18 protein-coding genes are annotated in these 24,418 nt (G+C 65.3%); 8 read left to right on the top strand and 10 right to left on the bottom strand.

The window, feature by feature from the left end; all coding sequences use genetic code 11:
• Nucleotides 1-3 precede the first annotated feature (3 nt).
• From HAP48_RS36760 to HAP48_RS36740, 5 genes are all read right to left on the bottom strand, one after another.
• Nucleotides 4-1,476, bottom strand: a complete 1,473-nt coding sequence (locus HAP48_RS36760; protein WP_166204659.1) for an efflux transporter outer membrane subunit — start codon at nt 1,474-1,476, stop codon at nt 4-6.
• A complete protein-coding gene (locus HAP48_RS36755; protein WP_166204658.1) occupies nt 1,477-4,761 on the bottom strand; it encodes an efflux RND transporter permease subunit in 3,285 nt (1,094 codons plus the stop codon).
• A 3-nt stretch (nt 4,762-4,764) separates the two neighbouring features.
• A complete protein-coding gene (locus HAP48_RS36750) occupies nt 4,765-7,872 on the bottom strand; it encodes an MdtB/MuxB family multidrug efflux RND transporter permease subunit (protein WP_166204657.1) in 3,108 nt (1,035 codons plus the stop codon).
• Nucleotides 7,869-9,179: an MdtA/MuxA family multidrug efflux RND transporter periplasmic adaptor subunit gene (locus HAP48_RS36745; protein WP_210292729.1), complete on the bottom strand. Its 1,311-nt coding sequence runs from the start codon at nt 9,177-9,179 to the stop codon at nt 7,869-7,871. Before HAP48_RS36745 ends, HAP48_RS36750 begins: the two co-directional genes overlap by 4 nt.
• A 178-nt stretch (nt 9,180-9,357) precedes the next feature.
• Nucleotides 9,358-10,803 carry a DASS family sodium-coupled anion symporter gene (locus HAP48_RS36740; RefSeq protein ID WP_166204656.1) on the bottom strand — a complete coding sequence of 482 codons (1,446 nt, stop codon included), beginning with the start codon at nt 10,801-10,803 and terminating at the stop codon, nt 9,358-9,360.
• Between the two features lie 223 nt (nt 10,804-11,026).
• Here HAP48_RS36740 and aat point away from each other — a divergent pair, with 223 nt between their 5' ends.
• A complete protein-coding gene (gene aat, locus HAP48_RS36735) occupies nt 11,027-11,707 on the top strand; it encodes a leucyl/phenylalanyl-tRNA--protein transferase (RefSeq protein WP_166204655.1) in 681 nt (226 codons plus the stop codon).
• A 144-nt stretch (nt 11,708-11,851) separates the two neighbouring features.
• Here the strand turns inward: aat and HAP48_RS36730 are convergent, their stop codons facing one another.
• On the bottom strand, nt 11,852-12,877 hold the full coding sequence (locus HAP48_RS36730) for a DUF2155 domain-containing protein (protein ID WP_166204654.1): 1,026 nt from the start codon (nt 12,875-12,877) through the stop codon (nt 11,852-11,854).
• Nucleotides 12,878-13,135: 258 nt separating this feature from the next.
• Here HAP48_RS36730 and HAP48_RS36725 point away from each other — a divergent pair, with 258 nt between their 5' ends.
• The 4 genes from HAP48_RS36725 to HAP48_RS36710 all read left to right on the top strand — a co-directional run bounded on the left by HAP48_RS36725 (nt 13,136) and on the right by HAP48_RS36710 (nt 16,938).
• Nucleotides 13,136-13,915 (top strand): SDR family NAD(P)-dependent oxidoreductase, encoded by a 780-nt coding sequence (locus HAP48_RS36725; protein ID WP_166204653.1) that lies wholly within the window; start codon nt 13,136-13,138, stop codon nt 13,913-13,915.
• A gap of 36 nt (nt 13,916-13,951) precedes the next feature.
• A complete protein-coding gene (locus tag HAP48_RS36720; RefSeq protein ID WP_166204652.1) occupies nt 13,952-14,893 on the top strand; it encodes an alpha/beta hydrolase in 942 nt (313 codons plus the stop codon).
• A gap of 175 nt (nt 14,894-15,068) precedes the next feature.
• Complete coding sequence (locus HAP48_RS36715; protein ID WP_166204651.1) at nt 15,069-16,292, top strand: SLC13 family permease; 1,224 nt, start codon at nt 15,069-15,071, stop codon at nt 16,290-16,292.
• 202 nt (nt 16,293-16,494) lie between these two features.
• A complete protein-coding gene (locus HAP48_RS36710) occupies nt 16,495-16,938 on the top strand; it encodes a hypothetical protein (protein ID WP_224496755.1) in 444 nt (147 codons plus the stop codon).
• Nucleotides 16,939-17,548: 610 nt separating this feature from the next.
• On the opposite strand, the gene HAP48_RS36705 is transcribed toward HAP48_RS36710, so the two are convergent.
• Nucleotides 17,549-18,487 (bottom strand): GlxA family transcriptional regulator, encoded by a 939-nt coding sequence (locus HAP48_RS36705; RefSeq protein WP_166204650.1) that lies wholly within the window; start codon nt 18,485-18,487, stop codon nt 17,549-17,551.
• A 128-nt stretch (nt 18,488-18,615) separates the two neighbouring features.
• On the opposite strand from HAP48_RS36705, the gene HAP48_RS36700 reads away from it, so the two are divergent.
• On the top strand, nt 18,616-19,311 hold the full coding sequence (locus HAP48_RS36700) for a DJ-1/PfpI family protein (RefSeq protein WP_166204649.1): 696 nt from the start codon (nt 18,616-18,618) through the stop codon (nt 19,309-19,311).
• Nucleotides 19,312-19,356: 45 nt separating this feature from the next.
• Here HAP48_RS36700 and HAP48_RS36695 read toward each other — a convergent pair whose 3' ends face one another.
• Together HAP48_RS36695 and HAP48_RS36690 are read right to left on the bottom strand one after the other, a co-directional pair.
• Nucleotides 19,357-21,012 carry a phospholipase D-like domain-containing protein gene (locus tag HAP48_RS36695; RefSeq protein WP_166204648.1) on the bottom strand — a complete coding sequence of 552 codons (1,656 nt, stop codon included), beginning with the start codon at nt 21,010-21,012 and terminating at the stop codon, nt 19,357-19,359.
• A gap of 554 nt (nt 21,013-21,566) precedes the next feature.
• Entirely contained in the window at nt 21,567-21,977 is a 411-nt protein-coding gene (locus tag HAP48_RS36690) for an NADH:ubiquinone oxidoreductase subunit NDUFA12 (protein ID WP_166204647.1), read from the bottom strand.
• A 267-nt stretch (nt 21,978-22,244) separates the two neighbouring features.
• Between HAP48_RS36690 and HAP48_RS36685 the strand changes: the two genes are divergently transcribed.
• Nucleotides 22,245-22,865, top strand: a complete 621-nt coding sequence (locus HAP48_RS36685; protein WP_166204646.1) for a BA14K family protein — start codon at nt 22,245-22,247, stop codon at nt 22,863-22,865.
• Between the two features lie 65 nt (nt 22,866-22,930).
• Here the strand turns inward: HAP48_RS36685 and HAP48_RS36680 are convergent, their stop codons facing one another.
• Nucleotides 22,931-23,827 (bottom strand): DMT family transporter, encoded by an 897-nt coding sequence (locus HAP48_RS36680; protein ID WP_166204645.1) that lies wholly within the window; start codon nt 23,825-23,827, stop codon nt 22,931-22,933.
• A 179-nt stretch (nt 23,828-24,006) separates the two neighbouring features.
• Between HAP48_RS36680 and HAP48_RS36675 the strand changes: the two genes are divergently transcribed.
• Nucleotides 24,007-24,411 (top strand): response regulator, encoded by a 405-nt coding sequence (locus HAP48_RS36675; protein ID WP_166204644.1) that lies wholly within the window; start codon nt 24,007-24,009, stop codon nt 24,409-24,411.
• The last annotated feature ends 7 nt before the right edge of the window (nt 24,412-24,418 follow it).

Raw genomic sequence — 24,418 nt, 5'->3', positions numbered from 1 at the left:
ACCTCACTGCACCGCCGCCGCCAGCGTGCCGGCGGGCGTCCAGCCCCCGCCGAGCGCCTGGAACAGGCTGCTCGCCGCCAGCAGCTTGTTGAGCCTCACCGTGACCAGGTTCAGTTCAGCAGTAAACAGCGTCTGCTGCGTCTGCAGCACGGTGATGAGATTGACCGTGCCACCGCGCAGCTGCGTTTCCGAGACCTCGAACGCCTTGCGTGAGCTCGCCACCACATCGGACTGCAGGCGCTCCTGCAGCGTGTACTTCTGCAGCGCGATCAGCGCCTTCTCGACATCCGCGAAGGCCGACAGCACCGCCTTGCGATAGGCCTGCAGATTTTGCAGTTGCTGGCCCTTGGCGAGCTTCAGCTGGCTTTCGAGCAGGAAGCCGTCGAACAGCGGCTGCGTCAGCCCGGCCGCGAGCGTGTAGTACCAGGCGCCCGGAGCAAACAGCGAGGCGAGCGCCGCGCTCTGGAAGCCGGTGGTGCCGGTCAACTGGATCTGCGGGAAGAACGCCGCGCGCGCCGCGTCGACGCTGAAATTGGAGGACGCGAGCTGCGCCTCGGCTTCGCGGACGTCAGGCCGCTGATAGAGCAGCTCCGACGGCATTCCCGGCGTCACGCGCGGCACCGCGATCTGCGTGGTAGAGCCGCCGCGCACCGTGAAATTGGCCGGCGCGCGCGCCACCAGCACGGCGAGCGCCGCGATGTTCTGCCCGACCGTCACCTCGAGCGGCGGGATCGCCGCGCGCTGCGTCGCGACCAGCGCCTCCTGCTGCGACAGATCGAGCTGCGAGGCGGTGCCGCCGGCGAATTGCGACTTAATCAATGCAAGAATGCGCTCGGCCGCCGCCAGATTGCGGCGGGTGACCTTGATCTGGTCCTGCGCCGCCAGCACCTGGAAATAGGTATTGGCCACCGTTGCCATCGTGGTCAGCGCGACCACCTCGCGATTGTAGCGGGAGACGGTGGCGCTCTCCTCCGACGCCGCCAGCGTGGCGCGGTTCTTGCCCCAGAAATCCACGATATAGCTCGCGCTGAGCCCCAGGCTGTATTGCGAGAACGTCCCGCTGCTGCCAAGCGACGAACTCGATCCCGTCGCCAGCTTTTCGCGCTCCGCATTCGCCGATCCCGAGACCGACGGCAGCAGCGCGGCGCCGGAGACGCCGACCTGGGCATCGGCCTGCACGATCTGGGCGATCGCCACCGCGATGTCGAGATTGTAGAGCTGCGCGGACTCCATCAGCCCGGTCAGCTCGGGCGAGCGGAAGCCCCGCCACCAGGCCAGCGCCGGAACCGCCGCGTCGGCATCGCCCTTGGCGGCGGAGCGATAGCTCGCCGGCACTTCGAGACTGAGCTCCGGCTTCTCCGCCCCGGGAATGCAGCCGGACAGACCAAGGCTGAGGCCGCCGAACGCCGCCACGCGCAGCAACCGGACCGGTTTCCGCAACACCTGAAGATTTCGCAAAGCTGCAACTGTCGGCATTTACTCGCCCGGTTGAAGTGAGGAGCCCGGCATCCGCACGGCGCCGCCGCGGCGGACGCGCTGGGCCCACAAGCGGAACCGATCGAGATAGAGATAGATGACCGGGGTCGTATAGAGAGTCAGGACCTGGCTCAGGAGCAGTCCGCCGACGATGGCGATGCCAAGCGGCTGCCGCAGCTCGCCGCCGTCGCCCATGCCGATGGCGAGCGGCACCGCCCCGAGCAGCGCGGCCATCGTCGTCATCATGATCGGTCGGAAGCGCAGCAGGCAGGCCTCTCTGATCGCTTCGAGCGGCTCCAGCCCGCGCTTGCGTTCCGCCTCCAGCGCAAAGTCGATCATCATGATGGCGTTCTTCTTCACAATGCCGATCAGCAGAATGACGCCGATCAGCGCCATGATACTGAACTCGGTCTTGAATGCCATCAGCGCCAGCAAGGCGCGCACACCTGCGGAGGGCAATGTCGACAGGATTGTCAGCGGATGGACGAAGCTTTCGTAGAGCACGCCCAGCACGATGTAGATCGTCACCAGCGCTGCCAGGATCAGGAATGGCTGGTTGGCGAGCGAATCCTGGAACGCCTTCGCAGAGCCCTGGAAGGTGCCGCGGATCGTGGCCGGGACGCCGATCCGGTTCATGGTCGCCTCGATGCTTCCGACCGCGGTGCTCAGCGACACGTTTGGCGGCAGGTTGAACGAGATCGTGTTGGCGACCAGGAGGCCCTGGTGATTGACCGCAAGCGGCGTCGCGCCCTCTTTGAAGGCGGCGACGTCCGACAGCGGGATCATGGTCTCGCTGCTGGTAGAGACGGCCGAACCGGTCGAGGCCACGCCCTTCCCGGTCGACCCGATCGAATTGGTGGCCTGATTGCGTGCGGCCTGGGCATTGGCCGAATTGGCGGCGCTTGAGGTCCCCGGCGCCGCCACCGTGCCCGCCACCGCGTTGGTGGCCTGCGAGCCGCCGACCGATCCGCCCGACGTGCTGATATAAACGTCCTTTAGCGTCTGCGGGTTCTGCCAGTAGCGCGGCGCGACCTCCATGATGACGTGGTACTGGTTGCGCGCGACATAGATCGTCGACACCTGGCGCTGGCCGAAGGCGTCGTAGAGGGTGTTGTCGATCTGGCTGACCGTGATGCCGAGCCGCGCCGCGGCGTCGCGGTCGATCACGAGATCGGATTCCAGGCCCTTGTTCTGCTGGTCGCTGTTGACGTCGGCAAGATTCGGATCGCGCTGCAGGGCCGCCGCGATCTTCGGCGTCCATTCATTGAGCTCCTCCAGCGTCGATCCCTGCAGCGTGTACTGGTATTGCGCGTTGGACTGCCGTCCGCCGACCCTGATGTCCTGCACCGCCTGCAGGAACAGGCTCGCACCGGGCACCACCGACATCTCACGTCGCAGCCGCGAGATCACGCCGTCGGCGCCGATCTTGCGCTGGTCGAGCGGACGCAGCGAGACGAACACGAAGCCGGAATTGGTTTGCCCTCCGCCGGTGAAGCCGACCACCGTCTCCACCGCCGGATCGCGCTTGATGATGCCGACGAACTGGGCGAGCTTCTGCTGCATCAGCTGGAACGAGACGCTCTGGTCGGCCTGGATCGAGCCGACCAGCCGCCCGGTATCCTGCTGCGGAAAGAAGCCCTTCGGGATCACATCGTAGAGATAGAAATTGAGGCCGAACACCGCCGCCAGGATCAGCATCACCGACAGCGGATGCGCCAGCGCCGCAGTCAGCGTCCTGCGGTAGAAATTCAGCATCGCCTCGAAGAAGCGCTCGCTGGCCCAATAGAGCCGCCCGTGGCCGCCTTTGTCCGGCTTGAGCAGCACGGCACACATCATCGGCGTGGTCGAGAGCGAGACCGCGAGCGAGATCAGGATCGAGATCGAGATCGTCATCGCGAATTCGCGGAACAGCCGGCCGACGATGCCTTGCATCAGCAGGATCGGGATGAACACCGCGATCAGCGAGACGCTCATCGACAGCACCGTGAAGCCGACCTCGTTGGCGCCCTTCAACGCCGCCTCGAGCGGGCTCAAGCCGTCCTCGATGTAGCGCGTGACGTTCTCCAGCACGACGATGGCATCGTCGACCACGAAGCCGGTCGCAACCGTCAGCGCCATCAGGGACAGATTGTCGAGGCTGTAGCCGAACAGGTACATCGCCCCGAAGGTCGCAACCAGCGACACCGAGACCGCCACGACGGGAATGAATGTGGCGCGCGCACTGCGCAGGAACGCGAACACCACGATGATGACCAGCAGTACAGCCAGCACGAGAGTTCGCTCGACGTCCCTGAGCGAGGTGCGGATGGTGGTCGAGCGGTCCACCGCAAGGCCGATGTCGATCGCCGGCGAAATCGAGGCTTGCAGCTGCGGCATCAGCCCCTTCACCAGGTCGACGGTACTGATGATGTTGGCGTTCGGCTGGCGGTAGAGGATGAGCAGCACCGCAGGCTTGCCGTTGGCGAGCCCGGCGTTGCGCAAATTCTCGACGCCGTCGGTCACCTCGCCGACGTCGGAGACGCGGACCGGCGCGCCATTGCGGTAGGCCACGATCAGCGGCTTGTAGTCGTCGGCCTTGTTGGCCTGGTCGTTGGCGTAGACCTGGTAGCGCTGGTCGCCGACATCGATGCCGCCCTTGGGGCTGTGGGCGTTGGCACTCGACAGCGCCGCCCGGACGTCCTCCAGCCCGATGCCGTATTTGTAGAGCGCCTGCGGGATCAAATCGACGCGGACGGCTGGCAGCGAGCTGCCGCCCACCACGACCTCGCCGATGCCCTCGACTTGCGACAGCTTCTGCGCCAGCACCGTGGACGCGGCATCGTAGAGAGCGCCGCGCGTCAGCGTGTCCGATGTCAGGGTCAGGATCAGGATCGGCGCGTCGGCCGGATTGACCTTGCGGTAGGTCGGATTGCTGCGCAGGCTGGTCGGCAGATCGGCCCGCGCCGCGTTGATCGCGGCCTGCACGTCGCGCGCCGCGCCGTCGATGTCACGATTGAGGTTGAACTGCAGCGTGATCCGGGTCTGGCCGACCGAGCTCGACGAGGTCATCTCGCTGACGTCGGCGATTTGGCCGAGATGGCGCTCCAGCGGGCTGGCGACCGTGGTCGCGACGTCCTGCGGGCTGGCGCCGGGCAGCGTCGCCTGCACGGAGATGGTCGGAAAATCCACCTGCGGCAGCGGCGACACCGGCAGCTTGAAGAACGCGACAATGCCGGCGGCCGCAAGTCCGAAGGTCAACAGCGTGGTTGCGACCGGCCGGCGGATGAAGGGCGTTGACGGATCCATGGCTCAGCGCGACCCGCTCGCCTCACCGACCTCGTCCGACCGCCCGGCAAACCGCAGCGCGAGGCGATCGAACCACAGATAGATCACCGGCGTCGTGAACAACGTCAGCAGCTGACTGAGCAAGAGGCCGCCGACGATGGAGATGCCGAGCGGATGTCGCAGCTCGGAGCCGGCACCGCTGCCGAGCATCAGCGGCAGCGCGCCGAGCACTGCGGCCATCGTCGTCATGATGATCGGCCGGAACCGCAACAGGCAGGCCTGGTAGATCGCCTCGCGCGGCGGCTTGCCCTCGTTGCGCTCGGCATCGAGCGCGAAGTCGATCATCATGATCGCGTTCTTCTTCACGATACCGATCAAGAGGATGATGCCGATGATCGCAATGATCGTGAGATCCTGCCCGGCCATCATCAGCGCCAGCAACGCGCCGATGCCGGCCGAGGGCAGCGTGGAGAGGATGGTCAGCGGATGGATGAAGCTCTCATAGAGCACGCCGAGCACGATATAGACCGTGATGATCGCGGCCAGAATCAGAAACAGCTGATTTGAGAGCGACGACTGGAACGCCAGCGCCGCGCCCTGGAAGCTCGTGATCATGCCGAGCGGCTGGTTGATGTCGGCCTGCGCCTGCTTGATCGCGGTCACCGCGCCGCCGAGCGAGGCGCCCGGCGCTAGGTTGAACGACACGGTCGCCGAGGGGAATTGGCCGAGATGCGAGACCTGCAGCGGCGCGGTCTCGACCCGCATCTTGGCCATCACCGACAGCGGCACCGGCGTCGAGCCCACCGATGACGGCAGATAGATCGACGACAGCGAGTCCAGCGAATTCTGCAGCGACGGGTCGGCCTCCAGGATCACGCGATACTGGTTCGAATTGGTGAACACGGTGGAGACGATGCGCTGGCCGTAGGAATCGTACAGCGCATTGTCGATGGTGGCCGGCGTGATGCCGAACCGCGCGGCCTGGTCGCGGTCGATGTCCACGAACACCGAGAGCCCCTGTGCCGAGATGTCGCTGGTGACGTCGCTCAGTTCAGGCAATTCCCTGAGCTTGTCGACCAGCTTCGGCGTCCATTCCGCGAGCTCGTTCGGATCGGCGTCCTGCAGGATGAACTGATACTGCGTCCGGCTCACCGTGCCCTCGATGGTGAGGTCCTGGACCGGCTGCATGTAGAGCGTGATGCCGGTCAGCGCGGCCGTGCTGGCCTTGATCCGGTCCATGATCGTCGCGACGCCGGCCTTGCGCTGCTCATGCGGCTTCAGATTGATCAGGATACGGCCGCTGTTGAGCGTGGTGTTGGTGCCGTCGACGCCTATGAAGGACGACAGGCTTTCCACGTCCGGATCCTTCAGGATCGCGCTGGCGAGCCGCTGCTGCCGCTCGGCCATCGCCGCATAGGAGACCGATTGCGGCGCCTCCGAGATCGCCTGGATCACGCCGGTGTCCTGCAGCGGAAAGAACCCCTTGGGGATCACGATGTAGAGCAGCGCGGTCAGCCCGAAGGTGGCGAGCGCGACCAACAGCACCAGCGTCTGGCGATCCAGCACCCAGTTGAGCATCCGGGCATAGATCGCGATGACGTAATCGAACCCTTCCCGGCTGAGCCGCTGGAAGGTGTTCTCGCGTGTCATGCTTTCCGGCTTCAGGAGCTTGGCGCAGGCCATCGGCACCAATGTCAGCGACACCACGGCGGAGATCAGGATCGTGACCGACAGCGTGATCGCGAATTCGCGGAACAGGCGGCCGACGACGTCGCCCATGAACAGCAGCGGGATCAACACCGCGATCAGCGACACCGTCAGCGAGATGATGGTGAAGCCGATCTGCTCGGAGCCGCGCAGCGCCGCCTCGAGCGGCGTTTCGCCCTCCTCGATGTAGCGCGAGATGTTCTCGATCACGACAATGGCGTCGTCGACCACGAAGCCGGTCGCGATCGTCAGCGCCATCAGCGACAGATTGTTCAGGCTGAAGCCGAACAGATACATCGCCCCGAGCGTGCCGACCAGCGACAGCGGCACCGACAGGCTCGGGATCAGCGTGGCGCGGGTCGAGCGCAGGAACACGAAGATGACCAGCACGACCAGCACCACCGCGAGCGACAGTTCATACTCGACATCGCGGACCGAGGCCCGGATCGTGATGGTCCGGTCGGTCAGGATGTTGAGGTCGATCGCGGCCGGCAGCGTGGCCTGGAGCTGCGGCAGCAGCGCCTTGATGCCCTGGACCACCGAGATGACGTTGGCGCCGGGCTGGCGCTGGATGTTGAGGATGATCGCCGGCGTCTCGTTCATCCAGGCGCCGAGCTTGTCGTTCTGCGCGCCGTCGATGACATTGCCGACGTCGCTGAGGCGGACCGGCGAGCCGTTCTTGTAGGCGATGATCAACGACCGATAGTCGCTGGCGTTGCGGATCTGGTCGTTGGCGTTGATCGTGTAGGCGCGCATCGCGCCGTCGAAATTGCCCTTCGGCGTGTTGACATTGGCGTTGCCGAGCGTGGTGCGGAGATCGTCGATGTTCAGCCCATAGGCCGCGAGCTTGCGGATGTCGGCCTGGATGCGCACCGCGGGCCGCTGGCCGCCGCTGATGCTGACGAGGCCGACGCCGGGCAGCTGCGAGATCTTCTGCGCCAGCCGCGTGTCGACGAAATCGTTGACCTGCGTCAGCGGCATGGTCTTCGAGGTCAGGCCGAGCGTCAGGATCGGCGCGTCGGCCGGGTTGACCTTGGCGTAGATCGGCGGCGCCGGAAGGTCCGACGGCAACAGATTGCCCGCGGCATTGATCGCGGCCTGCACCTCCTGCTCGGCGACGTCGAGCGAGATCGACAGGCCGAACTGCAGCGTGATCACCGACGAGCCGGCCGAGCTTACCGAGCTCATCTGGTTCAGGTTCGGCATCTGGCCGAACTGCACCTCGAGCGGCGCCGTCACCGACGAGGTCATCACGTCGGGGCTCGCGCCCGGATAGAAGGTCTGCACCTGGATGGTCGGATAGTCGACCTCCGGCAGCGCCGCGACGGGGAGGAATCTGAACGCCAGCATGCCCGACAGCATGATGGCGATCATCATCAGGGTCGTCGCCACCGGCCGCAGGATGAATGGCCGAGACGGGTTCATTTCGTCTGCCCGTCCTCGGAACGCTTGCGGTGGCCGCCTCCCGCCTTGTCGGGTTCGGCGCCGCCCTCTCCCTTCGCCGCGCCGTTCGGGCCGCCTTTGGCCGCAGCGGCTGGGTTGGCGGCATCGGCGGCGGAGCGCACGATCACCTTGGCGCCCTCGCGCAGCTTGTCGGCGCCGTCGATCACGATGTGGTCGCCGGGCACAAGCCCGGAGAGCACCTCGACCCGGTCGCCGTCGGTGACGCCGAGCTTGACCGGGCGCACCGAGACCGTGCTGTCGGCGTTGACGAGATAGACGAAGGTGCCGGGGACGCCGCGCTGGATGCCGGCGGTCGGCATCGTGGTGGCGTCCTTGTGGGTATCGAGCAGCAGGCGGATGTTGACGAACTGGTTCGGATACAGCGTGCGCTTGTCGTTCTCGAACTGGGCGCGCAGCTTGATGGTGCCGGTGGTGGCGTCGATCTGGCTGTCGAAGGTCTGCAGCGATCCCTCGGCGAGCTTGTTGGCGCCGCTGCGGTCATAGGCCGCCGTCGGCAGCACGGCGCCTTCCTTCATGCGCTTGGCGACCGCCTGCAGATTGTCCTCCGGCAGCGTGAACAGCACGCTGATCGGCTCGAGCTGCGTGATCACGACGAGGCCGTTGGTGTCGCCCGGCGTCACATAGTTGCCGAGGTCGACCTGGCGCAGGCCGACGCGTCCGTTGATCGGCGACACGATGTGGCAGTATTGCAAATTCACCTCGGCCGACTTCACCGAGGCACGATCGGCTTCGACCGTTCCCTGATACTGCGCGACCAGTGCGACCTGGGTATCGAGCGTCTGGTGCGGCACCGCGTTCTGCGTGGCGAGGTTCTGGTAGCGGGTGAGATCGACCTGGGCGCCCTTTAGCTGCGCCTCGTCGCGCGCCAGAGTGCCCTTGGCCTGCGCCAGCGTCGCCTCATAGGGCCGCGAATCGATCTCGGCGATCAGGTCGCCCTTCTTGACCTCGTCGCCCTCCTTGAAATCGATCTTCATCAAGTAGCCGCTGATCTGGCTCCTGATCGTCACGGTGGCGAGCGACGTCACGGTGCCCAGCGCATTGAGGCTGACGCCGATATCGCCCTTGCCGACCGTCTCCGGCACGATCGACATCGGCCCGGCATTGCGGCCGCCGCCGGCCTGTTGCGGCGGGCTTTGCTGCCGCGTCCACCAGACGATGCCGGCAAGCACCGCCAGCACCAGACATCCGGTCAGAATCCCTCGGCCGCGCGACGTTCGCCTGACCGGCTCGGGCGCGATGATCGACGGGTCTTTTATGTGCTGGTCCATAACTTGCCCACGAAGAAACACGAAAGAGCTCGCGCGGCTCTATGTGTCCCCTGAGATCCACGCGCGCCACATTCGGGAAGCATTCTGATCGCTTCCGCCAGACAAAGCGCGTTAAGAATCGGAAAGGAAAGTCCCTCCTTCCCGGTCGGCCGCTGTTTCCCGTTGGATTGTGGCTATTTTACCCGATCGTTTGTAACCAGGGCAACACGATCAGCAACAATCCGGCAAAGTAGATCGCGCCGAAGATCAGCCCGAATTTCCAGAAGTCGCCTTTGCCGATATAGCCGCTGCCGTAATACATCGGCGCCGGTCCCGTGGCGTAGGGCGAGATCACGCCCATCAGCCCGAGCGAATAGACGCACAGCAGCATCAGGGTCTGCACCGAGAGGCCGGGAATACTGGAGCCGACGGCGAGCACCACCGGCAGCACGGCGGCGGCGTGCGAGGTGATGCTCGAGAAGAAGTAATGGATCCAGAAGAAGAACGAGACCAGCAGGATCATTCCGACGAACGGCGACATCCCGGCAAGCGGCTTCGCGTAGCCCTCGGCCACCCATTTGATGAAGCCGATTTCGTTGAGGCCCGATGACAGCGTGAGCAGCGAGGTGAAATAGAAAAACACCTCCCACGCGCTCTTCTCGGCGACGATGTCCTCGAACGCAATCACTCCGGTAAGCAGCATCAGGGAGATGACGACGAACACCACCGTGGTCGCGTTGATGAAGTTCGAGCCGAGCAGCGGCACGTTGATATTGGGATTGGAGCCGCAGATCCACAGGAACATCGCGAGCAGCACCAGCACCGCCATGATCCATTCGTGCCGCGACGGCGGGCCCATCTTGGTGAGCTCGCCCTCGCTCCATGTCACGATCTCCGGGCTCTCCTTGATCTCGGGCCGGCAGATCGCGTAGCTCAATAGCGGCACCAGCAGCAGCAGAAGGATACCGAGCGGCGCGAAGCCGATGAACCATTGCGACCAGCCGACCTCGATATTGACCAGTTTCTTGGCGATCGAGAGCGCGGCGGCGTTCGGCGCGAGTGCAGTGAGAAACAGCGAGCTGGTAACGGCCGTGGTGGCAAACGCCGTCCACATCACGAAGGTGCCGATCTTGCCCGCGGTCGGACCGGGCTCGGAGCCGTAGATGCGCGGGATGTTGCTGACGATCGGATAGATCGTGCCGCCGGAGCGCGCGGTGTTGGAGGGCGTTGCCGGCGCCAGCACGAGATCGGAGAACGCCACCGCATAGCCGAGCCCGATGGTGCGGCGGCCGAGCCCCCGCACCAAGAGCAGCGCCAGCCGGCGGCCGAGCCCGCTCTTGCGATAGCCGATCGAGAACACGAAGGCGCCGACGATCAGCCACACCGTGCTCTCGGAAAAGCCGCCGAGCATCCAGCGCAGCGACTTGTTCGGATCGGGCTCGACGTAACCGCCGACGCCGGCGACCGTCAGGCCGATCAGGCCGACCGCGCCGACCGGCATCGATTCAAGGATCAGCCCGGTGATCACGGCGGCGAATACCGCGAAATAGTGCCACTGGTTGGCGTTCAGCCCGGCCGGCACCGGGACCAGATAAATCACCAGCCAGACCAGCAACGGCGCAAATGTCCGCCATGACCACTTCATGCAGCGTCCCCCTCAGCTGTGTCGATTGTCGGGCGTGCAACCGCCATGTCCCGGACGGCGCCGCCATCTTTTTGTTGCAATGTAGCACGGTCGCGCAGTCCGTCTCGGGAAACTGCGGCCGAACGGCGCGGCTTGTGGAGGAACCGGCGCGTCTCGTCAACACCGTGCGACACCCGAGGGGCCCCCATCGCAAGACCACGCACGCTTTGCTATTCTCGTGACCATGACGTCACGTGACTCCGCTTCCTCCGAAATCACGCCCGAGGTGCTGCTGCGCGCCTATGCTTGCGGCATCTTCCCGATGGCGGAGAGCGCCGACGACCCGACCCTGTTCTGGGTCGAGCCGGAATTGCGCGGCGTGATTCCATTCGATGGCTTCCGTATCGCCTCCCGCCTGGCGCGCACCGTGCGCTCGGATGTGTTCACGGTCACCGTCGATACCGCGTTCAAGGCGGTGATCGCCGGTTGCGCGGCACCGCAGCCCGGCCGCGACGACACCTGGATCAACAAGCGCATCCGCGATCTCTATCTCGGACTGCACGCGTCAGGCCATTGCCACAGCGTCGAGGTCTGGCAGGACGACAATTTGGTCGGCGGGCTTTATGGCGTCAGCCTTGGCCGCGCCTTCTTCGGCGAGAGCATGTTCCACACCACACGCGATGCGTCGAAGGTCGCACTGGTGCATCTGGTGGCACGGCTGATCGCGGGCGGGTTCGATCTGCTCGACACGCAATATGTGACCGAGCATTTGAAGACGTTCGGCGCGATCGAGATCTCGCGGCGCCGCTATCGCGCGCTGCTCGACAAGGCGATCAGTGGCGCGCCGGCGGATTTCGGCAAGCTCGACGCGACGCAACCGGTGAAGGGCGAGCAGGCGCTGGCGATCATCGCGGCGCGCAATTAAGGGCTCGTGTTCCGGACGCAGAGCAGCGTGTAACGCTGCTCCGCAGAGCCGGGACCCATCTCACACATTCCCATCGGAAGCATAGGCCCCGGCCCAGCAGCGGATCACTTCGCGCTGCGCTGCGTCCGGGGCACGAGACCGCGTCTAGTTTCCGAACAAGCCGCCGAACAAACCGCCCGGCCGCTGCTGCTGGGGCGGCGGAGGTGGCGGCTGCTGCTGGTATTGCGGCAACGGCTGCGGCGGCGGACGCGGCGCGGCCTGCTTCGGCGGCGCGCGCTTCTGGGCCGGCGGCGGTGGCGGCGTCGGTGCCTTCGGCGGGTCGGGCGCGGCGGTCACAATGGTCTGGTCCGGCCCTTTGCAGTCGGTCAGCCAGATGTCGTAGATCGGATGCTCGACACCATGCAGGCCGGGGCTTGCCGCGAACATCCAGCCCGAGAAGATCCGCTTCACCTCGCCCTGCAGCGTGATCTCGTCGACCTCGACGAAGGCGTCGGTGTTGGCGGCTTCGGTCGACGGCCGCGTGTAGCAGGCATCGGTCTTCACCCGCAGCGCGCCGAACTGCACGGTCTCACCGATTTCCTCGTCGAAATTGATGATGCGGCCGGTGATCTTGTCGAGGCCGGAGAAGCTCGCCTTCTTGTTAGTGATCTTGGTCGAGGGCGGCTCCTGGACCACCTCGTCGCCCGGCTGCAGCGCCGCCGGCGTCTGCGGCGGGGTGCCCTGTGGAGCCCCCTGTGGCGTGCCCTTGGGTTGACGTTGCCCCGGCGGCAGGCCGGGCAAGGGATTTGCGCCGGGCGGCGTATTGGCAACGGCAGGACCGCCGGGCTGCGGCGGCTGCACGGCAACGCCGGGCTGGGTGCCCGGCGGAGCGACCGTGGTGCCGGGCGGCGGCGCCAAAGGCTGCGACTGCACACTGCCGGGCGGCGGAACCGCCTGCCCTGGCGGCAACGCCCGCGGCTGCGTCGGCAGCAGGCGGCCACGCGGCAATTCCGGCACTTCCTCGTCGTCGTCGCTGGGTGGCTGCACCTGACCGCGCGGAATCGAGCCGGGCGGACGCGGCGCGGGATCGGAAAAAATCGTTCCGATCTGCGCGCGCGCAGGCGGCGCAAGCGAGATGGTTGAGGCGGCAACCAAGGCCGCAAAGCCAGTCAGGGCAATGGTTCGAAGCATCTCGCGCGGCTTTAAAAGGCGAATCGGGCTCGCGACATTGTACCTTGATATCGGCCGCTCGCAGGGCACCGGTTAACACGCCAAATAGGGCGGGGAAAGGGCGGGTCCGGCGCCCTCCCCGGCGCTCTGGTCAGCCACCGGTCAGACACTGGTAAGCCCCGGGGACACGTGGGATAGTCGGCACGCAAAAGCCGCGCGGCGACGCGCGAAAATCAGGAAAATCCGGATCGAACCGGACCAGCCAGAGGAAACCCAGACATGTCCGATCGCATCAGGCTCGACGGCCGGGTCGCCGTCGTCACCGGGGCTGCCGGCGTCATCGGAACCGCCACGCTTCATCTGCTCGCCGAACGGGGGTCGCGGATTGTCGCAGTCGACCGCAAGGAGGCCGATCTGTCGGCGGCCATCAAGGAGCTGCCAGCCTCGGCCGAGGCGCTGGCGATCGCAGCCGACGTCACCGACGAAAGCGAGGTCAAGGAGTATGTCCGCGCCGCCGTCGACCGCTTCGGCACCATCGACGCCTTCTACAACAACGCCGGCATCGAGGGCGACATCAAGCCGATCCCGGAATATTCGCTGGAGAGCTTTCGCCGGGTGCTCGACGTCAATGTCGTCGGCGTCTTCCTCGGCATGAAATACGTGCTGCCCGTGATGCTGAAGCAGAACAAGGGCAGCATCATCAACACCGCCTCGATCGCGGGCCTGATGGGATCGCCGATGATCGCGGTCTATAGCGCGAGCAAGCACGCGGTGATCGGACTGACCAAGAGCGCGGCCGCCGAATGCACCGGCACCGGCGTGCGCGTCAATTGCGTCTGTCCCGGCATGATCGACAGCCGCATGCTGAGCACCATCGTGCAGGGCCGCTCCGGCGGCAACGCGCCGCCGCCTGTCGAGAAGATCGTCGACCGCATCCCGGCGCGCCGGCTTGGACTCGCGAGCGAGGTCGCCTCCATCGTCGCGTTCCTTGCCTCCGACGAGGCGAGCTACGTCTCCGGCTCCGCCTACACCGTCGACGGCGGCCGCACCGCCGCCTGACGCTTCAGTCCAGCATCACAAGAAGGTTTGTCGTCCATGCCCGTCGTTCTCGATCCCGATGCCGCCGCCGTCTACAAGGCCTTCCAGGAGGCTGGCCGCCCCGCCTATGAGACGCTGACCGCACCGGAAGCGCGCGAATATTACCGTGCCGCCCGCGTCGTCTCCAATCCCGAGCCGCCGGCGCTTGAATCCAGCAAGCCGCTTTCGATCCCGGCGCCGCACGGCATCATCCCGGCGCGCGTCTACACGCCGAAGACACTGCGCAAGACCGACGGGCTGGCGCCGTGCCTGGTGTTCTTCCATGGCGGCGGCTGGGTGATCGGCGATCTCGATACCCATGAGGTGGCCTGCCAGAAGCTCGCCCATGAGGGCGAACTGATCGTGATCTCGGTCGATTATCGGCTGGCACCCGAGCACCGCTTCCCCGCCGCGGTCGATGACGCCGTCACCGCGACCCGATGGGTCGCCGCCAATGCAAAGAGCCTCGGCATCGACGCCGCGCGGCTGATCGTCGGCGGCGACAGCGCCGGCGGCAATCTTGCGGCCGTGGTCGCCCTCACCGCCCGCGACGGCGGACCAAAACTCGCCGCCCAGCTGCTGATCTATCCTGCGACGGAGTTTTCGCGAAAGCATCCCTCGCATCGCGAGCCCGAGACCAGCATCCTCCTGACGCATTCGGTGATCGGCTGGTTCGCCAACCACTATCTCGGCGGGGCCGACGGCAGCGACTGGCGCGTCTCGCCGGCGCGCGCGAACAGCTTTGCCGGACTGCCGCCGGCCTATGTGCTGACCGCCGGCGCCGATCCGTTGCGCGACGAAGGCGACGAATACGCGAAATTCCTCAAAGACGCCGGCGTGCCCGTCACCTACCGGCATTTCCCCGGCCAATTCCATGGCTTCTTCACCATGGGCAAACTGCTCAATCAGGCCAACATCGCGGTGTCAGAGATCAGCACCTGGCTGAAGACGCTGGGCTGACGGCGGCCCGGCGAGTGGCCAACCGGATCGGGGCGACGTGGTCTCGTGCCCCGATCGTGGCTCGAAGCGGCGAGCCCAGCTTGCGGCGCTCGCGCGCCTTGCAGTTCCCCGCGTCGCGCGATAGTGCGGCCACACGCGCGTCACGCCGCCGGGCACTCCAGCCATCGAGATCGTCTTGTTCACGCCTGTCCTCGCCTACGGTATCCCGCTCGATTTCATCCTGTTCGCGCTGACGCTGCTCGGCGTCGCGATCTTCCATCACCACACGCTAGCGGTGGCGTTGACGGGCCTGGCGGCGATCGTCGCCTACAAGCTCTTGTTCGCGGGCTTCGCGAAGTTCGGCGCCGGCCTGCCCGGCCTCGTCCACCACATGGAGCACGATTGGGTGGGGCTCTCGAACCTGTTCCTGCTGCTGATGGGCTTTGCGCTGCTGTCGCGCCATTTCGAGGAGAGCCGCATCCCCGACGAGATGCCGGCGCTGCTGCCCGATGACTGGAAGGGTGGGCTGATCCTGCTCGTGATGGTGTTCGTGCTGTCGGCCTTCCTCGACAACATCGCGGCCGCGCTGATCGGCGGCACCGTCGCCCGCCACGTGTTCCGCGGCCGCGTCCATATCGGCTATCTCGCCGCCATCGTTGCCGCATCGAACGCGGGCGGCTCCGGCAGCGTCGTCGGCGACACCACGACGACGATGATGTGGATCGACGGCGTCAGCCCGCTCACCGTCGTCGATGCCTATGTCGCCGCCATCGTCGCAATGCTGGTGTTTGCGGTGCCGGCCTCGCTGCAGCAGCACCGCTTCTCCCCGATCGTGAAGGACGCACCGTCCGGCCTGAAAGTCGACTGGGCGCGGGTCGCGATCGTCGCGATCATCCTGCTCGCTGCGCTCGCGGCCAATGTGACAGCCAATCTGAAATTCCCCGCGCTGCTCAATGCGCTGCCGGTGCTCGGCCTCGCCGTCTGGGCCGCGATCCTGCTGACCTCGCTGCTGCGCCGCCCGGACTGGTCGGTGATGCCAGAAACGTTGAAAGGCACCGTGTTCCTGCTGGCGCTGGTGACGGCGGCCTCGATGATGCCGGTCGAGGAGCTGCCCACGGCATCATGGCAGACCGCGCTCGGGCTCGGCTTCGTCTCGGCCGTGTTCGACAACATTCCGCTGACGGCGCTGGCGCTGAAGCAAGGCGGCTACGACTGGGGCTTTCTCGCCTACGCGGTCGGATTTGGCGGGTCGATGGTCTGGTTCGGTTCGTCCGCCGGCGTCGCGGTCTCCAACATGTATCCGGAAGCCAAGTCGGTGGTCCGATGGATCACCCAGGGCTGGCCGATCATGGCGGCCTATGTCGTCGGCTTCTTCGTGATGCTGGCCCTGCTCGGCTGGCACCCCGACGCGCCGCATTGAGCTCGCCGGCTCCGCCCTACCCCGCCCGCGCCGCCCGGCGCGGCGATTGCGGCGGCTGGCCGCAGGCGCGCGGCGGTTCGCCAACCTGCTCTCGCCAATGTGGAATTTGGCATGCTGCGTTGCACAATGGACTTGCGTCAAACTTGTGGAAAAGCGAGACAAATCCGTTGACATTGCTAAACTCCGTTTGTCGTAACAACTTATGGAGCGTCGCATGAGTGTTAGTGCAGAAGTCCTCGCCCGCGCCCCGCTGGAACAGTTGCAGGGCGAAGTCGACACGATGAATTCGCATCGACCACGCAGCAACGTTCGGCCTCTCTCACCGATGCCGGACTACGTCGAGCACCGCAACGGCGTCAACGAGGTGGGCAAGCTGTCGGCCGAGGCGGTGGTGCGCGAATACGAAGCGGCGGTGAAAGAGATCGAGGCCCTTGGAACGGAACTGCAATTGGCCGCCAAGAACTGCGAGGCAATGGTGGCAGGCGTCCATGACATGATCGCAGAAATCAAGGAATTCGCCGCAGGTTACCGCGATCAGGGCAAGCGCTTTTTCCTGCAGATCGAGGCCGTCGCGTTGATGACCACGGAGGTCAGGGATACCTGCGAAGCACTCAAGAAGAAGATCGCGACCGACACATTGAGCTAGCGATATTTCGGCTGGGGCACGTTTCGTGCTCCGCGTATTCGTGGAATTCTGTGATCGTGGGCTGATCCTGCGTGAGGTGGCTGCGCTATTCCGGCGCGGCGGAACCGCTAGTTCTGTTTAAAATTAAGTCGTTCAACATCTTGCCCCGCTTCGGCGGGGCTTTTGTGCTGCGAGGGCAATCTCTGCGCGCGGCGAGTCCTCGAACGGACCGGACCGCCGCCGATGACCGATTTAACGCGCGTCAGGTGCACGTTCGGCCAAGTCCGTTGCCGGAGGCAAAGCGGATATCGCGGACCAGCGGTCGTTAAAATCCTTGGCCGGGAGCGTGTCCGTGCCGGAGACGGCAATTCCGTCGGTCCGGGACGCGTGCGACCTCATCGTAGCCGCGGTTGCAGTGACAGCCAGCAGGGCGACAGCCACGAACCCAGTAATCGTTCGATGCTTTGTCATTTAGAACCTCCTCGGGTCCCCAATGCCCACTTGAGGTAAGTCACGGGAACCTTCGCGCCGGTTCATCAGTGCAAAAATATCATGGATCGTGTGAGATCGGACAACGAGCTTGTCCCAAACGCAAAATTGCCTCTGCCGGCAGCGCCGATGAATTTGGCGACTACCCCACCCGCGCGGCCCGGCGCAGCGATTGCGGCGGCTGGCCGAAGGCGCGGATGAAGGCGCGGCGCATCCGCTCGGGATCGCGGAAGCCGGTGATCTCTGCGACGCGCTCGATCGCCTCGCCCGACGACTGCACGCGCTGCCGCGCCACCTCGATCCTGAGCCGCTCGACCGCTTTCGACGGCGTGGTGCCGGTCTCGGCGATGAAGGCGCGGGTGAAATGCCGCGAGCTCATCCCGGCCTTGTCGGCGAGATCCTCGACCGTCAGCGGCGCGTCGAGATGCTCGCGCGCCCAGGCGAGCAGCGGTCCGAACCGTCCGTTCGGTGTCTTCAACTCCAGCAGCGAGGAAAACTGCGACTGCCCGCCGCTGCGCCGATGATACAGCACGAGATGCCGCGCGGTGTTCTGCGCGATCTCGTCGCCGTAATCCTCCGTGATCATCGCGAGCGCGAGATCGACGCCGGCGGTGATGCCGGCCGAGCTCCAGATATTGCCGTCGCGGACGAAGATCTGGTCCGGCTCGAGCTTGATCTTCGGATAGGTCTTCACGAAATGCGGCGTGCGCTGCCAATGCGTGGTGGCGCGGCGACCGTCGAGCAGGCCCGCTTCGGCCAGCACATAGGCGCCCGAGCAGACGCTGGCGACCCGAATGCCGCGGTCCGCCATCCGCCGCACGAATGACAGCGTGGTCGGACAGGTCGCCGCTCCGCCCACGCCCATGCCGCCCGAAATGATCAGCGTGGTGATCGCCGCCGACGGCTTGAGTCCACGCGCCAGCATCTCGACGCCGGACGAAGAGCGCACCGGCCCCGCCTTCATCGCGATCGTCCTGATCGCCGGCGCGTTGTCGGAAAGGCGCGCGGCGATCTCGAAGGCCGCGATCGGGCCGGCCGCGTCGAGCAGCTGGAAGTCCGGAAAGATCAGGATGCCGATCATCGCCAAATCCTCGCAAGCGGCGTTACGTTCTGAATGGCCTTACGTCTTAAAATGAGGGAAATACGCCATTTTGGACGGAAGGCCATCATGGCATCATGGTTCCGTCAAGCGCTAATTGGAGGCCTCCGATGTCCGACCCCCTGCAGATTGGATTGCTCATCTTCCCGAAAGTGACCCAGCTCGATTTCACCGGCCCGCTGCAGGTGTTTTCGGCCGTCCCCGGCGCCAAGGTTCATCTGATCTGGAAACGGATCGAACCCGTTCCGACCGATTCCGTCATGGTGCTCACGCCGACCATGACGTTTGCCGATTGCCCGCAACTCGACGTGATCTGCGTGCCCGGCGGGGCCGGCACCAACGACATGGTCGGCGACGAGGAGATGCTCGCCTTCCTGCGCAAGCAGGCCGCCGGTGCGAAATACGTCACCTCGGTCTGCACGGGATCGCTGGTGCTCGGCGCGGCCGGCCTGCTCAAAGGCTATCGCGCGACCACGCATTGGAGCGCGATCGATTTCCTGGCCGGCTTCGGCGCGATCCCGACCCGGACGCGGGTCTGCGTCGACCGCAACCGCTTCACCGGCGGCGGCGTCACGGCCGGAATCGATTTCGCGCTGACGCTGGTGTCGGAGCTGGTCGACCGCAAGGCCGCGGAAGCGATCCAGCTTGGGATCGAATACAATCCCGCACCACCCTTCAATGCCGGCTCGCCCGACACCGCGCCGGCCGAGATCCTCGCGCTCGTGAAGGATCGGATCGCGCCGTCGCAGACCCGCCGCACCGAAAAGATGAATCGTGCCGCGGCGAATTTGGCGCAGACGGGATAGCCGGCCTGCATGGACGCGGCGCGTGGCGCCGCGCCGATGCCCGGCTTACCTGCTTAATCTCGCAAAATAGCGGCGCCGCACCGACCGCTCCGTCGTGCCAAAATAATCCCGCCACCAGTCGCCGAGCTCGAGCGGTTTCGGCGGCTTGTTGGCGTCGCGCCATTTCAGGGACTCCCGAAACGCGTGATGGCTGTACAGGCGCATGTACTCGCCGAAATAAATATCAGCGATCCGCCTGTTGCCGCGCACCACGATCATGTTCTCGTCATTGTTGGTGGTCGACGCATCGCTGAAATTGGCCGAGCCCGCCACCACGATCGGATCGTCGGAAAGCGGGTCGACCAGCATGAACTTGTCGTGAACGTAGCGCACGTTTGAATTCAACCCGCTCAGCTTCTCCTTGAGCCAGCCATCGATCGCGGTGGTCCTGATGAAGTCTCCGATCGCGAAGGTGTTCTCGGGCATATTCCTCAGCCGCTGGATGTCCTGCTCTTCCTTCTTCTTGTCCGGTCCCTCCTTCATCGGACGGGTTGCCTTCTCCAATAGCGCCATTCGAAATGGCGCGCGGGAGGTTCGATAGACTTCCTTGAAGAGCTTGTTGATCCCGAATGCGAACGTCATGAACAGCGCATGGTCCGCGCTCGCGGCGAGTTTTGCGTAGTATTGCAACGCCTCGAGGCCGTTGCGCGGGCTGAAGATCACCGACGTTCCCTTCGGCGGCGGCAGCTTCGGCACCTTGGTGATCTCCTCCACCCGGTCGCGCGCCTCGGGCGTATCCGGGTCTTCAGCCAGCATGTTCCAGTAAGTCAGGTAGCGCTCGGCGACCGCGGGGTCCTCGACGAGGTGACCGACGTTGGAATGGCCGAAGATGCCGCCGCTCGAGAAATTCGTCCCGCCCGTCCAGACCGAACGCGCCTTGTTTCCTTTCATCTTCACGATGAACTTGTTGTGCGAGATGTAGGATTTGCCGTTCTTGCGCGGCGTGCAGAATGCCCCGATCCCGGTGTCCTTGATGGCCTTGGTGTTGTTCTTGCCAGGCTTGGCCTTCCGCTTGTCGAACACCACCTTGACGTCGACGCCGCGGCGCTTGGCCTTCTTGAGCAGCTTGAGAAAGGGCTCGTAGTGAAATTCATAGGCGGCAATGCGCAACCTGTCGCCGCGGCCGCATGACTCCACATAGCCTTCGAGCGCCTCGTAGAGCCCGCGCGACAACCAGATGAATGCCTGGTTGTTGGGGACCTTGTCCGGGGCGCGATTGCCGAAGCGGCGGGCGTATTCCTGCGAGGCGGCGACGCCGCGATTGAAATAGACGTCCTGATCGCCGCCCTCCGGGCTTTCCGTCGTGATATCGACGGAGGTCTCGGCAAAGATCTTCAGATCCGTTGGCGTCCCCTTGAGCGCTGCGATCGTGTAGGTGTAGTCGTGCCCGGGCTTGGCGCTGTAATCGCTCCATTGAAAGCTCTGGATCGGCTGGTCCTTCGTTGAGTAGGTCGCGCCCGCCGGAAATCCCGGGTCGGTTTCCGCGAACGCCTTCATGCCTTCGAGGTATTTGGCTTCGTCTTCCGTGTGATCCACGCGATGGATGGAAAAGCCCTTGAGGCCGTTGCATGATCGCTGCGGCAGATCGAATCCCAGCATCACGACATAGGTCCCGGCGACGGCGTGAAGCTTGAGGCCCTTGGTCGTCTTGGTGACGCGCATGGCAATCTCCGGCGAAAATCGAACAAACAATCTCTTCGTGTGAACGATAATTTCACAACGTCGGCGAGAATTGGCTATCCGGGAAGAGGACAAAACAGCGCGGGACCATGCCGGCGGGGCGCCGGCGCGCCGATCATGCAAAGCGGCCGGTCACGCGCCAACCGGTTGCGCGCAAAGAACCAGTTACGCGCAAAGAAAAAGGCCGCCCAGTTTCCCGGGCGGCCCTTCCTGTCTCACGGTAGCCTCACATTTGCGGGCGATTTCAGGACATCTGTACCGGGGGCCTATCTCCCGGCCGCATCCAACTCGGAGGCCGCTGCTTATCGGGACAGTCGCGATCTGGAGCCCGATCCGACGCGATGGTTTCCCATCTCCGTAAGATGGCTTCATTGAGCCGCGAACTCGTGCGCGGCGCAAGCGGACATGTTCGGCTGCCGCCGCTCTGTCCCCGCTGTTACCGTTTTCCACAGGCGCGAACTTGCGCTGCCACGGCACGCGTGCGGTGCACGCGCGGCGTTACACAGATGCACGTCCGAAACGGCAATGCGTGAAGGTCAGCTTCCCGGCGTCCAGGCGTGGTAATCGCCGGTCGCCTTGGGGCGGCGGCCGCTCGCCAACGTCGAGCCGGACGGACGATAGGCCTGCGCGGTGCCGGTCATGTTGGCGAGATGCGGCTTCTCCCATTCCCGCGCCGTGTAGGTCTCTTCGGTCGGGGGCACGTCGACGGTGTGATGCAACCAGCCGTGCCAGCCCGCCGGGATGCGGGACGCTTCGGCGTAGCCGTTATAGACCACCCAGCGCCGCTCGAAATTAAGCGTCGGGTCGATCTCGCCGCCCTTGGTGCGATAGTAGCGATTGCCCTGCTCGTCCTCGCCGACCAGCTCGCCGAATCGCGAGGTCCACAATTGCGTGCCAAAGGTCTGGCCGTTCCACCAGGTGAAGAATTTCAGCAGGAATTGTTTCATGCGCGGCCGGTCGTCGGTTCGAGGCAGTCAGGCTCTGATGCCACCTCAATCCCCAAATGTCCAGCCGTCGCCAAGGTACCCGCGCACTCCCCGAACGGAGCCGATCACGAACCCGTTTGGCGACCAAATGACGCGGTCACGGGCGGTTTTGTTCAGCCACCATACATGCGTCGCCTGCCAAGCAAAGATGACGCACAATCAATGTGGAACGCAGGAACGTCCGACCGCAGAAATGGTTAGACATCACCTGTTTTAATGGAGTTCAAAATGATCAATCTGAAGGTTTTGAGCACTGCCGCGGCGCTGGCGCTTGCGCTGCCGATGGTGATGCCGACCGTCTCGTTCGCGCAGTCTGGTGCACAGATGGGCGCTATGGGCGGCGGTGGCGCGCGTGGCGGTGGCGGTGGCGGCGGTGGTGGCCACATCGGCGGTGGTGGCGGTGGCGGCGGCCATATTGGCGGCGGCGGCTTCGGCGGCGGTCGTGGCGCGGCCATGGGAGCCGGCCCGCGCGTTGGCGGCGGCGGCCAGTGGGCTGGCGGCGGCGGTGGCGGTGGCCGCCAGTGGGCTGGCGGTGGCGGCGGTCGCTGGCATGGCGGTGGTGGCGGTTGGCACGGCGGCTATCGCCGAGGCGGCGGCTACTGGCCGGGCGCGGTTGCCGGTGCAGTGGTCGGCGGCGCGCTCGCCTCGGGCGCGTATTACGGCTCCGGCTACGGTTATGGCCCCGGTTACTACGATGACAGCTACGGCTATTACGATGAACCGTCTGTCGCCGTCGAAGCCGTGCCGGGTGGCGGCGATGCCAGCTACTGCGCGCAGCGCTACAAGTCCTACGATCCGGCCTCGGGCACCTATCTCGGCTATGACGGCCAGCGGCACCCCTGCCCGTAACCGCAGTCTGAATTCCAGCTAGCGAAGGGCGGCGGCAACGCCGCCCTTTTTCATGTGCGCAAAGTTCACGTGCGCAAGGCCACCGCGACGGCTGCGAACGTCACCACCAGCGCCGCGATATCGCTGGTGCTGAGCGGCTCGCGCAGCATCGCCGCTGCCGCCAATACGCCGACGACCGGCACCAGCAGCGTGCCGATCGACGCGGTTGCCGCCGGCAGCCGCGCCAGCGCGGCGAACCAGCAGACATAGCAAAGGCAGAACTGGATCAGCGTCATGTAGATCATCGACGCCCAGCCGAACCGCGACAGCGCCGCCAGTTGCGGTTGCTCGATCACGACGCCGATGATCGCGATCGGCACGCAGCCGATCCCAAGCTGCCAGGCCGCGAGCGACAATGGCGGCATCGCGAGCTTGAAGGACTTGGTCAGCACGGTGCCAAGCCCGACACAGACCGCGCCCGCGAGCGCGAACAGAATGCCCGGCAACTTGCCGAGGCTTGCGTCGAGACCGCCGCCGCCGATCAGCGCTGCGATGCCGGCGAGCGCCACCGCAAGCGAAAGCGCGCGCGGCAGCGACACCCGCTCGCCGAGCACCGGCCAGGCCACCAGCGCGACCCACACCGGGATCGTGATCCCGAGCACGGCCGCCTCGCTGGCCCGCAGCCAGATCAGCGCCAGCCCCATCGAGGCGACCCAGCCGCCGATCGAAAGCGTCGAGACCAGGGCAAGCCGCCACCACATGCCCGGCGGAACGCGCAGTGTCTGCCCCCGCGCGACCGCCATCAGACCGAGCGCGAGCGCGCCGACCACGCCGCACAGCCCGCGCGAGCACAACGGCGGCCACTCGCTCAGCAGAAATTTCATGATCGGGAAGTTGAGTCCCCAGCCGGTCGAGGCTACCACCAGGAATGCGAGCCCAAGCGGTGACAGCGGAGCGCGGCCGGCGGCTGGAACTGCGGTCATGGACCTGTCGTAAAGGGAATGGACAAATACAAGTGATGTGTCAGGGCTAGCTTGAAATCAGCTTGTCAGCAAACAGCATATGCATTCTATGATACAGACTTTCCGTCGCGGTTCCGCCTTAATCGGCAAACGGGCCAAGCGAGTCGCCGGCACGCGAGGCCATAGCAAGAGGATGCATCGTGCCGAGCGTTCTCGTGGTCGATGACGACCCGATGGTGTGCGTTGCCATCGAGGTCTGTTTGCAGCGCCAGGGCTTCGAGGTCATCGTCGCCGACGGCGGTGAGGCCGGCATGCGCGCGCTGGAGAACGGCGCGTTCGACGTGATGCTGGTCGACGTCTTCATGCCGCATATGCGGGGCTTCGAGGCGATCCGGATCTTCCACGAACGCGCCCCCGATATTCCTGTGATCGCGATGTCCGGCTACGCTTTCGCCAATGCCGACCGCGCGCCGGACTTCCTGCGGATGACGATCGAGCTCGGTGCGTCCGCCTGCCTGCGCAAGCCGTTTACCCCGCAGGCGCTGATTGCCGCCGTGAACGAATGTCTGGCGAAGTACACTCCTTCCGCTCGTCTTTCGAAGTAATTGCTCG

Source organism: Bradyrhizobium septentrionale (genome assembly GCF_011516645.4).
GTDB lineage: Bacteria > Pseudomonadota > Alphaproteobacteria > Rhizobiales > Xanthobacteraceae > Bradyrhizobium > Bradyrhizobium septentrionale.
Note: the sequence above shows the minus strand (reverse complement) of the source record. Positions and strands in the feature narration are given on the sequence as shown.